The sequence below is a fragment of the Nostoc sp. 'Peltigera membranacea cyanobiont' 210A genome (genome assembly GCF_002246015.1).
Classification (GTDB): Bacteria; Cyanobacteriota; Cyanobacteriia; order Cyanobacteriales; family Nostocaceae; genus Nostoc.
Map to the genome: position 1 here is coordinate 68,425 of NZ_NOLJ01000012.1, position 12,734 is coordinate 81,158.

Here is a 12,734-nt window from a genome sequence, read left to right on the forward strand (position 1 = left end):
TTTTAACTTTAGGCTTGGGCGCAGCGGCACTGGGTAAGTGTATTTTCATCAATAGCTTTATATATTCTTGCATTTTGTTTCATATTACTGCCAGCGAATTGTGCCAGTCGGTAAGCAAAATGCAGAGATTAGGACGCTTTTATACCGTTATCTAGCTCTAGTGGGATGCATAATTGGGTTTTAATGGTTAAGATTAATCCTTAAGAAATAATTTAATTTTTCCATTCGGAGGTAACAAATGGCACTAAAACTGAAGGTATCAAATATTGCTTGTGAGGGATGTGCAGATACAATTACTGAGTCTATCCACGTTATGGAACCTGATGCCAAAGTGGATATTGATGTTAACGCTAAAACTGTCATAGTGGAATCCGCAGCTTCAGAGGAGTCAATCAAACAGGTGATTGTTGCTGCTGGTTACACTGTTGAAGGTTACTGAATCAGTTCTAACTTGTCACAGAAGTTTAGATTTTAATATCTCAGGCGACACTAACAAAATTTTTTATTTTTTCTGCCCTTCTACGCGCGGAATGTAACTAATTTCCCCACATCCCCACATTAGGGGCAGATATTTAACATAAAGTTTTTTATTTAGCTTTTTTTTCTGGATTTATGATGTTGCAGCAAACAAAAAATATATGAATGAATTAACTAAATAAATAAACAAACAAACAGTTATAAAGCGTAGGCAGAAACCTTTTATTTCCCCTGCCAAAACGTTGTTAAACAAAGATTCATAACTCACTTAAATTATGAATCTTTCACCCTATAACTTTGCTCTATAAATGTAGGCAATATTGGTGAAAAAAAGCTACTAACCATAGTTGAAAGGAGTTTTGCTGTCTATTTGATTTGCATTATTTTTTGAAATTTCACTCCTACCTTGATACTCGATCAAAACCTGATTTCCAAATAAAAAGGCTGAGGTGTTCTATCGGAAATAATATTTTTAATTCAACCATGCAATTTGAGCTTTTGTAATTTGATGAAAAAACTTTATATTTTCTTTATTTTTCTACTTGAAAAGAAATTTAACTGCCTAATCCGACGGTTATTACGAACTATTTATTTGGGTAATTTCATCAGAAAAATAGCACTTAAGAAACTACAGTAATCATTTTTATACATCTATATAATATTCAGTATTTTTACTGTTTTAAAAACAAAGTGTAAAGAAGACATTAGTTGTCAGAAGCAGATATTTCAGAAAATGTAGTAGTAAATTTAAAGCCGTAAAAGGAGATTAACCTTAGAAAAATAGTGAAAGTTTGGTGTTTTGAAAAATATATATCAAAAAATTAACTTAGCCTAGAACATCATATTTAGTATTAGGCAAAAGCATTAAGTTACTCAATCTAATTCTTTAAAATTTAAATAGGATAAAAAATAAAGCAATGAATATTTCTATTCTGGTCTTTGGAAAAAATAACTTTATCGCCACACTTCCAGATCAGATCCGTTATGCGACTGCTTTTAGTGTAGAAATTATAGACAATCTGAATCAGGCAGTATCGCAGATTCAAACAACAGCCCCCGATATAATACTTGTGCAAGCTAGCCTGGATGGCAGCATGGAACTGTGCGCTTGGTTGAAAGACCAGACAAAACTATCGTGGATATACTGTATTCTGTTTGAGGATCGTTCCCAACAGCTAACTGATAAAAATAAAGGTTGGCATAGAGAATTAGAGATGAGTGCTGCGGCATTAAAGCAAGGAGCCGATGCATATATTTGGCATCTTATTGAAGGAAAAACAGATTATAGCTTGGCAGAGTTGATTGCCAATCATGGACTAATACTTGCTCAATTGACAGTTGGCTTGCGGAAAGCACAAAAATACCGAGATTTGATTCGCGCAAATGATATGTTATCTGCGATCGCCTTAGCAGATTCGTTGACAGAATTAAATAATCGTCGTGCTTTAGAATGGGACTTGCCCAGACAAATTCAAAGAGCCAGGGCCCAAAAAACTTCCCTGAGTTTGATTATTCTGGATGTAGATCATTTTAAGAAAGTTAACGATACTCACGGGCATTTAGTAGGCGATCGCATCTTGCAAATATTATGTCAACGTTTGCGTCATAATCTACGTTGTCAAGATACAGCATTCCGCTATGGTGGCGAAGAATTTGTAATTCTTCTAGCTAACACTACCGATGAGGAAGCACTATTAGTAGCCCGTCGTCTCAATCGCGTAGTCAGCGACGAACCATTTGCACTCAACAATAAACTGACAATTAATATCACCATTAGTTTGGGTACAGCTTCTCTACAAGCTGAGGATGATGAGAAAGGAGAGAGTCTGCTATATCGTGCCGATCAATGTCTGTTACAGGCTAAAACTTCTGGGCGTAATCGGGTGATTAACTCGAACTACCTATCTCATCATGGCTCACATTTGAAAGCTGTTTCTTCGTAAAAGTGAGGAGAGTTTAATCAGACATTGAATCATGAACGGCTCAGATTAACAATTTATTTGGATACTAATCTTACTTTCAAAAGTGCGATCGCCTGAATTAAAGTCTTTATTCATACATTGTATCCTACATAAATATATTGATAATTAGTTAGACAGTTCATAGGTTTGGGAATACTGAAAATTAGGGTAATGGATTGCTGCAATCCGTTGATTTAGCTATACTTCCAGCCTTTCCCCTAAAGCACAGTCTTTCCAGGATTTTAGATATTATGACAACTGTTCAAGTTACATACGCAGGTCTAGAGATAGAAACGCCCCATTGATTTTAGGACACATGAATTTCTTTTTAGCGTTTGATGTGTGCTTCTATCGTTCTGAATTAGCGTTTGAAATTAGCCCTAAAATAGCCTGATGGAAATAGTGAAACCCAACATTATATTAGGTTAATGGTGGGTTTCACAGAATTTAGCTACCTTGATTAGGTGGTATTTGCTCAGGTGGCGTTTCCGCTGGGGGAGCGAGTACCGCATCCGGCGCAATTTCTTCTACGGGAATCGGTTGCTTCTCCTCAATTTCAAAATCTGGTTGCGCTGCTTCCACCAACTCAGGAGATGGGGGATGTGGGGGAATCGCTTCTGGTACAATCTCAGTTTTTGCTTCGGTGTCGGTAGTAACTGTCTCCTCTGCTGGTGGTTCTGGTATGACAATAGTTTTGTCAATAATCTCAACAGCAGGTTTCTCTGATATTACAGAGATAATATCTTCAGGTTTGGGGGTTGTGGGTGTCTTTTTGCTCACAGTCTGCCGCACCTTGTCTTTCGCGCCACCGAAAGTGCTACCAAGACCTTTTTGCAACTGGCCCAGCCGTTCCTGAAGGGATAACTTATTCACCTGTTCTTGAATGCCAGTTTTTACCGTCTCAGCACTGGGTACTTGGGTTTGTTGTGCCTGTGGAGTCAATTGCCGACGCAATGATAGAGTTTGCCAGCCAAACCAGACTAAAAGAGCAACACTAGCCACATGACCGAGCAACAAACCCCCAGTAATGCGTGGTGCAAACACCCATAAAACTAAAGCGTAGAACAATCCTACGCCACTCCAGATAAAGTCATTCTTGCGGTGGATTTCTGGGAAAAAGAAAGCTGCTATGTAAATGGCTAAACTACCAAGACCCACTACCAAAGCTAGGACAAATGCCAGCATTATTTGGTTACTCCTTACTGCGTCCTTTGATTATTTCAATTTTGCAAATTTTGCTAGTCAATTGTTGATTTAGATACAATTTAAAATCAATTATCCCTGTTACTTGTGGATTTTTGTCATTTATATCAAGTCTTAAGGTCTTCTTTAGGAGAGAAGGGAAAATATCGGACTACCCTTAAAGTAAAAGGATCTGCAAGAGTTAGCCAGAAATTTTTTATGACACTACAAAGCTTTGGTGTGATTGGATTAGCCGTTATGGGTGAGAACATCGCTCTCAACGTGGAGCGCAATGGCTTCCCAATTGCAGTTTACAACCGCTCCCGCGAAAAAACGGATGCGTTTATGGCGCAGCGTGCTACAGGAAGGAACGTCAAAGCCGCCTTTACTCTAGAAGAATTCGTTGCCTTATTGGAACGTCCCCGCAAAATTCTAGTAATGGTGCAAGCTGGTAAGCCAGTGGATGCGGTGATTGCTCAACTCAAACCCTTGTTAGACGAAGGCGATATCATTATCGACGGTGGCAACTCTTGGTTTGAAGATACAGAACGACGCACTCAGGAATTAGAACCCGCAGGGCTTCGGTATCTTGGTATGGGTGTCAGTGGCGGTGAAGAAGGAGCGCTAAATGGCCCATCTCTGATGCCTGGAGGTACAACAAGCTCTTACGAGTTTCTATCACCAATTTTCAACAAAATTGCTGCCCAAGTCGATGATGGCCCTTGTGTAACCTACATTGGCCCTGGTGGTTCTGGCCACTATGTCAAAATGGTACACAACGGTATTGAGTACGGCGATATGCAGCTAATTGCTGAAGCCTACGACTTGCTGAAAAATGTCGCTGGATTAAACCCCAGTCAGCTACATGACGTGTTTGCTGAATGGAACACCACCGATGAACTCGATTCATTTTTGATTGAGATTACGAAGAATATCTTCCCATATATTGACCCAGAAACAAATAAACCCCTGGTGGATTTGATTGTTGACGCAGCCGGTCAAAAGGGAACTGGACGCTGGACTGTACAAACTGCGTTGGAATTGGGAGTTGCTATTCCCACAATTACAGCAGCAGTTAATGCCCGGATTATCTCTTCTATTAAAGAGGAGCGGGTTGCAGCATCTAAAGTCCTTACAGGCCCTAGTGGCAAGTATGATGGGCAAACCAAGGACTTTATCAATAAAGTACGCGATGCTCTCTATTGCTCAAAAATCTGTTCTTATGCTCAAGGGATGGCGTTGCTATCCACAGCTTCAAAAACATATAACTGGAATTTGGATCTGGGCGAAATGGCGCGGATTTGGAAAGGTGGTTGTATTATTCGCGCTCGCTTTTTGAATAAGATTAAGAAGGCTTTTAGCGAAAATCCAGCTTTGCCTAACCTGCTGTTAGCTCCCGAATTTAAGCAGACAATTCTTGACAGACAGACTGCTTGGCGGGAAGTGATTGCGACAGCTGCAACAGTTGGAATTCCAGTACCCGCATTTAGCGCATCCTTGGATTATTTTGACAGCTATCGCCGCGATCGCTTGCCTCAAAATCTGACTCAAGCACAACGCGACTACTTCGGCGCACATACCTACCTGCGTCTTGATAAGCCTGGAAGTTTCCACACTGAATGGGTACCTATTGCTGAAGCTGGGAAGTAAGCTTTTGTACCTCTAAAGTCTCAATTTATTTTATTTGCAGGTGACTCTAGATATTAGAGTCACTTTTTTGTGAAAACTACCAAAGACATTTAGTAGCCCATTTTAACTATAAAAGGTGAATAAAAACGGAGATTAGAAATTCCCTACAAAAATTAAAAACCTTATCAAATATAGGTTTTATGAAATACGATTGGATGTCAAAAATGAGCGGACGGACAGTAATTAGGCGATTAAGAAACGTGCGAATCAAGAGCGATTTAGCAAGTAATCATTAGTTAAATATTTGGAATCAATTTGATGTTCCCGTGGAAGATAAATTGCAACCGGAATTCCTATATTATGCAAAGAACGACACATTAGCGGTCCTACTTCCTCCCAATTTAAGTTGCCTAAACCACAACCCAAAGCTGGCATTGCTAAAGACTGAATACCAATTTCATGACAATTGTTTCTAACCCAGTCTAAGCCACCTTCAATGTCCTCTAAACGAGAGTTGTCTCGCCATTGTCTTTTAGTAGCAAACGACAAGAACCACTTTACAGCATTGGAGGTCACAAGAGGAAAGCTAAGATCAGCTAGTTCTTGGTCTAAAGAAGCTTCACGTTTATAGAGATAGGGTTTTGTAGCAGTAAGCTGTTTATTCCGGCAAGCATCTTGATAAACTACATATACGTCAGGAAACTGATATTTTGCTCGTGATGCTAATCCTTTGCCCATTATGCCTTGAAGATTAACACTAATCGTCAAAGTTTGCATATTTGAAAAAAACATATCCCCATCAATCAAGGAAATATTAGTCCCAATACGGCTGGCAGATATGGGTTGGAAAAACATATTTTGTTCAGGAACAACAGGTATTTTAGCTGAACCGATAATTGTTTCGACTCGCTCTTTAGCCTTATAATCTGCTACAAAAATTGAATGAACAAGTTCTGGGCTGATTTGCTTAGGAACCAAGCACTCAGCCATTATTTTTCGTTTAGAACCATCAAGATCATTCCACCACTCATTTTGAATAATTTTCCATTGTTTCTGAAGTATTTCTCTTCCTTCCTTAATAGCAAAAAACTGAGTTGGATCATTGGCAGCATTTCCATCTGTAATTAGTCCTCCTGCTGCTGCAAGTACATCGGGTTTGACTCCAATAACAGCAATATCTCTTTTGTCTTTTTCATGAACCACCCGATACATCATTGGGTTACGTGGCTGAAAGTATAAGTTAGCGTACTCCCACAAACTACTCTTTGCAGGTGTAAACTTGTCTTTACGTTTGCTAACAATTCCACTATCGTAGATTGGTGTATATGAAACTCCTAACTCCTCAACTTTTTTGTGGGATAATATACCTCTTTGAAGTATCGAGGGCAGATTTTCAATATGTGTGATGTAATAGAGGCTTTTAATATCTGGCTTTCTCATTGATTTGGTGTGTTATTTTTCCCAAGATATTTGGCTTTTAATTCTTCTAATTCTTCATCTATTTTGCTTTTACTAGTAGGCTGAGATGTAGGATTTGGTGGTTGTGTTTTATTTGGTTGAGGTTTGCTGTTACCCATAAATTGGGTTTTCATTTCTTCTAATTCCCGCTCCAGTTGACTAGGAGATTTCGATACAAAATTGGGTGGAGAATTTGGTGGGGCTTGAGGGATAGGTTTTGGCGGTATCGCTGACATAGCTGCTACTTTCGGCTGTTGATTGAAGTCTTTGAGAACTTCATCTACTGTTTGATAACGTCGAATTGGAATACTTTCTAGCATCTTGTTGAGAATGCGACTCAACTCATTACTGACGGGAGTTTGCAAGTATTGCTGCCATACCCAAGTATCGTTGTTAGTATCATAAGAATCGAAGGGCGATCGCACTGTTAATAAATTAATACAAGTCGCCCCCAAACTATAAATATCGCTGGCAAAAATAGCCCTACCTCTCATTTGTTCAGGGGCTACATATTCTGGACTACCAATACTAGTACCAGTTTTATTTAAGGCAGCGCCAGTGGCAGATTTAGCAGCACCAAAATCCACTAATACTAGTTTGCGATCGCTCTGGCGTAAAATAATATTTTCTGGCTTAATATCGCGGTGAATTACGTGTCTAGCATGGCAAAATTGCAATACTGATAATAAATCGTTTAATAGTTGCCAGATTTCTATTTCACTAAAAGCACCTCTATGTGCTAATTCCTGGGCTAAGTTTTGCCCGTCGATAAATTCTTGTACAAGATACTGCCGAGCTTCTTGGGTAAAATATGCCAGTAATTCGGGAATTTGGGGATGTTTACCCAATTCATCTAACTGCACCGCTTCTTGGTTAAATAACTCTACGGCTTTTGCCAGCGTGTTAGTGCCTTGGGATTGGGGATAAAATTGCTTAATTACGCAGCGTGGTTTTGAGGGTTTATCCTCATCCACAGCTAAGAAGGTTTTGCCAAAACCACCTTGTCCGATTGGTTTGATAGCACGGTAACGTTCTTTGAGGAGTAATTTGGAACCACAAGTCACGCAAAAATTGACATGATTGGGATTTTCCGGCTTGGGACAATGGGGATTAAGGCAGTAGCTCATACAGGCGATCGCTCTTATATCTCTTTATTTTACTGGCGTTAAGGGTGGAGACTTTTGCGAATCCGTTAAAATATGAGCGATCTCTACGACGGGCTATTCGGCGTCGCACTACTAACTAGTACAATAAGCTTGTTTTGAGGGTTTGTACTAAGCACAAAGCGTGCTTAGAAGATAAGGACTAAATTCCTTACTACAAACTTTTGAGCAGAAATAAAAAGGTACAGAGAAAGTAAATTTATTTATGGGGTTTCCCCCCTGCTCCCTGCTCCCTGCCCCTTTTCCTCTTTCTGACTTCCGCCTTGCGGTACTACCCCATACCTTCCATCACTGGGTGGAAGTAGAAGGCGAACCCCAATACTGTATAAGCAGCTAATAATAAAGTGCCTTCCAGCCAATTGGACTTACCATCGGAACTAATACTGTTGGCAATCAACACTGACACAACCACAGCTACTAATTCAAAGGGTTTGAAATCTAAATCCATTGGTTTACCTAATATCCGCCCTGCTATCACCAACACGGGTGCGACAAATAGGGCAATCTGCATACTCGATCCCACAGCTACCGAAAGGGAAAGATCCATCTTATTTTTCATTGCCACGGTGACTGCTGTAGCGTGTTCAGCCGCGTTACCGACGATGGGAACCAATATCACCCCTGTAAACAGCGCCGTCAAACCTAGCTGAGATGTGGCCACTTCTAGGGAATCTACTAGCATTTCTGACTCAATTGCCACTAGTAAGGTACATACTAGCAGCACGCCAACCCACAACATCATATTTGGTTTTGCGTGAGGGGTTTCTTCTTCTTCTGTCTCCGCTACACCCACATCATACAAATAGGAGTGGGTTTTCATCGAAAATAGCAGCGTTAGGGCATAAACCAAGATTAATACGACGGCAACAGCAATAGAAAGATTTTGCACTGTTTCTTCGTTAATTCCTTGAGAAGTGTAATTCATCGCCGTTGGCATCAAAATGGCAATCACCGCCAAATTCATCGAAGCAGCATTCACCCGCGCCACAATTGGCTGAAATGTCTGTTCTTTGTAGCGCAGTCCTCCCAAAAGCATGGAAAAACCCATTACCAGTAGCAAATTGCTAATAATCGATCCCGTGATACTAGCTTTGACTACATCGATTAACCCAGCGTTCAGGGCTACTAGGGCGATGATTAGTTCTGTAGCATTGCCGAAAGTGGCGTTTAACAAGCCCCCCAATGATGGCCCGACTACGACAGCAATTTCTTCTGTCGCTGTACCCATCCAAGCTGCTAAAGGCAGAATTGCTAATCCAGCTGTAATGAAAACTGTCAATTCTCCCCATTCCAGAAAGTGGGCTGCTACAGAAACCGGGATAAATAGTAGTAAAGCGAAAAGAATAATGTTTTTGGTTGACATTTGTTGTCTTAAGTTGAGGGTATCATTCACAGCGAGCAATCCTAAGTTTCAAATTTGGAGTGTTGAATTAACAATTAACTTTCACTCAGCACTCCGATATGGTACTCTCAACCGCCTGTAGAACCATTCAGAGATTGTACTTGTTTTCCATTCAACGCTGCGGATGTTTTGTAACGCAAAATTGCGATATAATGAGTTGTTGTAATCTTTTGTTGCAAAAGTATGAATTTGAGCCAAAATATTACATCAAAAATGGGGTTTAATGTATTAAAAGACAATTAAAATTTTGATTGGCGCTAAAGAAGAAAAAACCCCTAACTAAGGCTTTGTTCAATGGCTAATTATTTTAAGCCTTCAGGGAAAGGGCTGTGCGATAACGCAGATTTCCCACTACAATAAAACTGCTTTGTCAAAAATTTGGTTGGGTTTCATAGTTGTTGTTTATACCGGATTTTGTGTGAAAACTATTGTAGAAAGGTTTACGCACAATGTTTTTGGTGCAACTGCAAGTTTTTTGTTTTGGATTAAATATACATGACTTCTGCTGCTGAAATGCCAGCTAGCTCTGGCTCAACGTTAACATTACATTCAGATCCCAATAACACCAAAGAAACCGATCCCCTAAGAAAGGCTAATGGTGTTTATGTGACGGTGCATGGTCATTTTTACCAGCCACCAAGGGAAAACCCTTATCTGGACGCAATTGAACGCCAACCGAGCGCTGCACCTTTCCATGATTGGAATGAGCGGATTCATTGGGAATGCTATCGTCCAAACGCCTTTGCCAGAGTCTTAAATGACCAAGGTGAAGTGGTGGGGATCGTCAATAATTACGAATATTTCAGTTTTAATATTGGCCCAACGCTGATGTCGTGGCTAGAACGCTACGATGTGGAAGTTTATCAGCGAATATTAGAGGCAGATGCCAAAAGTAGCGATCGCTTGCATGGTCACGGTAATGCGATCGCGCAAGTATACAATCACATCATCATGCCTCTGGCGAATGAGCGCGACAAATGTACCCAAATTCGCTGGGGTAAAGAAGACTTCCGCTCCCGCTTTGGCCGCGATCCCGAAGGAATGTGGCTAGCAGAAACGGCTGTAGACTACGCCACCCTAGAGGCTCTTGTTGCTGAGGGTATTCGCTTCATTGTCCTGGCACCGTCTCAAGCACTGCGTTGCCGTCCCCTGCCTACTCCAGATCGTCCCCATCCTGAATGGATCGAAGTCGGCGGTAGTCAGATTGATTCCACGCGTCCCTACCGTTGTTATTTGCAGCCCACACTAGACACTTCATCTTCACCTCTAAGTGCGGTTGCCACTAGCCCCAACGATAGTAATACAGAAGAATTACCCTACATTGATATCTTCTTCTACGATGGCCCGATATCGCGGGATATGGGTTTTAGTGATGTCGTTTATAATTCCAGTCACTTTGCCGGCCGGATTGGTTCGGCAGTACGTGGGGATCATCGTCTGGCACAGCTAATCTCTGTGGCGACGGATGGGGAAACCTTTGGACACCACAAAAAGGGAACAGAGAAAACTTTAGCCTACGCCTTTACCAAAGAGTTTCCTCAACAGGGTTGGACGGTGACGAACTTCGCCCACTACTTGAGCTTAAATTCTCCCAGTTGGGAAGTGGAATTAAAGTCAGTCACAGCCTGGAGTTGCGCCCACGGTGTCGGTAGATGGGAAGATGACTGTGGTTGTGGTGGGGAAGGCTCAGTTTGGCATCAGAAATGGCGTCGTCCACTGCGGGATGCCCTAAATTGGCTGCGGGATAAACTAACTGAGGTGTATGAAGAACATGGTAGACAGTTATTTCGCGATCCTTGGCTAGCGCGAGATGAATATATCCAAGTAATGCGCGATCGCTCTGCTGGCAATGTCAACCGTTTCCTCTCCCGTCATCAAACCCACAAACTAACCGCAGCCGAACAAGTAGACGCTCTACGCCTATTGGAAATGCAACGTCACGCGTTGTTAATGTTCACTAGTTGCGGTTGGTTTTTTGAAGAAATTTCCCGTCCAGAGGGGACGCAAATTCTGCGCTATGCCGCCCGTGCTTTGGAATTGGCAGGGGATGTAGCAGGTGTGCAGTTGGAAAAGGGCTTTGTCAAACGTCTTGGTTTAGCCCCCAGTAATGTGGATCAGTTCAAACACGGTGCGGAAATTTATCGGCAACTCGTGTTAACTGCCCAACTTGGCTTTAAGCAAGTTGCAGCCCATTACGCTATTACTTCCCTGTTTAGTAATCAGAAACCAGCAGAGACACACAATTCCCTACCGAGAAAAGATGCTGCTGACAAACAGTCTCAGCGTTACCACAAAAAGGTTTATTGCTATGCTGCCAATGAGCTAGATTACCAAATGCAACGGATGGGATCGCTAACTCTGGCTATAGGAAATTTAAAGCTAGTATCAGAGATTACTTGGGAAAGTGAGCATTTGGTATTTGCGGTTCTGCATTTAGGAGGCTGGGATTTTCATTGCGGCATTCAACAATTTACCGGGCGGCGTAACTACAGCCAATTAAAAGAAAAGCTGTTTGGGGCGCTAAAACAAGCTAGTGCGGCTCATACGATCTTGGCGATGACACAGCTATTTGGAGAAGAAGCTTTCAGCTTACAGAATCTATTTGCTGAAGAACGTCATCGGATTATGGGGCTGCTGAGTCAGGAAACACTGACACGTTTAGGACAGTTGTATACCCAAGCCTACCGTGATAATTATGGTGTGCTGATGGCGTTTCATCGTGATGAAATCGCAGTACCGCAAGAATTGCAGGTAGCAGCAGATATTGCTTTAGGGCATCGCTGTCTGATGACATTGCGATCGCTTGAGCAAGAGATTGCCGATCCCCAAAAGAGTTGGAATCACATCTTAGAATTGGAGGCGATCGCGACTGAAGCAAAACATCTGCGTTGTCGGCTGAATATTCCCGACGGGAAGCAAATGTTAGAACAGTTAATTGCGCGATCGCTTTGGCAATTGTTGAACGATGCCAATGGTAGTTTTAATGCAGATATCCAACTATTGGAGCGATTGATTGATGTCGGGGATCAACTAAATATTGATATTTCCCTACAGCGATCGCAGGAACTATATTTTAGTTGTCTGCAAAGTCAGATAGCACCAGTGTGTATTACTAGCGTTGGGAATGAAGGAGATAATCAGTGTCTTCAGTTGCTCAAGTTAGGTAAAAAATTAGCTGTTGATGTTAGTTCAATCTCCAATCAGTTGGGATAGATATATAGCGTTTTCTAATCACATGAGGTACATCATAGTCCCCTCCTCGCTTGCGGGGAGGGGGTTAGGGGTGGGGTTCTTGTACCTGACTCAACTGAGAACCGCTATATCACACAAAGAAAAGGGGATAATTATCCTCTTTGCTTTTTACAGTCAATTTCAAGTTCGTGAAGTACACAACGATTCGTCTTAAGTCCAGGTAATGCACCCTGTTTTACTACTGTTAGCGCAGCGGGGCGCAGCCCATTC

The 12,734-nt window shown here is 41.6% G+C and carries 8 protein-coding genes and 1 pseudogene; 5 read left to right on the forward strand and 4 right to left on the reverse strand.

The window, feature by feature from the left end; translation table 11 throughout:
• Positions 1-238 precede the first annotated feature (238 nt).
• The 3 genes and pseudogenes from CDG76_RS30450 to CDG76_RS38745 all read left to right on the forward strand — a co-directional run.
• Positions 239-439 carry a heavy-metal-associated domain-containing protein gene (locus tag CDG76_RS30450; RefSeq protein WP_069067838.1) on the forward strand — a complete coding sequence of 67 codons (201 nt, stop codon included), beginning with the start codon at positions 239-241 and terminating at the stop codon, positions 437-439.
• A 955-nt stretch (positions 440-1,394) separates the two neighbouring features.
• Positions 1,395-2,420 carry a GGDEF domain-containing protein gene (locus CDG76_RS30455; RefSeq protein ID WP_094352579.1) on the forward strand — a complete coding sequence of 342 codons (1,026 nt, stop codon included), beginning with the start codon at positions 1,395-1,397 and terminating at the stop codon, positions 2,418-2,420.
• Positions 2,421-2,727: 307 nt separating this feature from the next.
• Positions 2,728-2,832: pseudogene (locus tag CDG76_RS38745) on the forward strand (retroviral-like aspartic protease); the annotation flags it as partial.
• Between the two features lie 53 nt (positions 2,833-2,885).
• Here CDG76_RS38745 and CDG76_RS30460 read toward each other — a convergent pair.
• Positions 2,886-3,623 (reverse strand): Ycf66 family protein, encoded by a 738-nt coding sequence (locus CDG76_RS30460; protein ID WP_094352580.1) that lies wholly within the window; start codon positions 3,621-3,623, stop codon positions 2,886-2,888.
• Between the two features lie 216 nt (positions 3,624-3,839).
• Here CDG76_RS30460 and gndA point away from each other — a divergent pair, with 216 nt between their 5' ends.
• Positions 3,840-5,270, forward strand: coding sequence for an NADP-dependent phosphogluconate dehydrogenase (gene gndA, locus CDG76_RS30465; protein ID WP_094352581.1), 1,431 nt, complete (start codon positions 3,840-3,842; stop codon positions 5,268-5,270).
• A 246-nt stretch (positions 5,271-5,516) separates the two neighbouring features.
• Here gndA and CDG76_RS30470 read toward each other — a convergent pair whose 3' ends face one another.
• The 3 genes from CDG76_RS30470 to cax form a co-directional block, all read right to left on the reverse strand.
• Positions 5,517-6,689: a DarT ssDNA thymidine ADP-ribosyltransferase family protein gene (locus tag CDG76_RS30470; protein WP_094352582.1), complete on the reverse strand. Its 1,173-nt coding sequence runs from the start codon at positions 6,687-6,689 to the stop codon at positions 5,517-5,519.
• Positions 6,686-7,834 carry a serine/threonine-protein kinase gene (locus CDG76_RS30475; RefSeq protein WP_094352583.1) on the reverse strand — a complete coding sequence of 383 codons (1,149 nt, stop codon included), beginning with the start codon at positions 7,832-7,834 and terminating at the stop codon, positions 6,686-6,688. The genes CDG76_RS30470 and CDG76_RS30475 overlap by 4 nt, the downstream gene beginning before the upstream one ends.
• A gap of 307 nt (positions 7,835-8,141) precedes the next feature.
• Entirely contained in the window at positions 8,142-9,233 is a 1,092-nt protein-coding gene (gene cax / locus CDG76_RS30480) for a calcium/proton exchanger (protein ID WP_094352584.1), read from the reverse strand.
• 534 nt (positions 9,234-9,767) lie between these two features.
• On the opposite strand from cax, the gene CDG76_RS30485 reads away from it, so the two are divergent.
• A complete protein-coding gene (locus CDG76_RS30485; RefSeq protein ID WP_094352585.1) occupies positions 9,768-12,485 on the forward strand; it encodes a DUF3536 domain-containing protein in 2,718 nt (905 codons plus the stop codon).
• Positions 12,486-12,734: the final 249 nt, after the last annotated feature.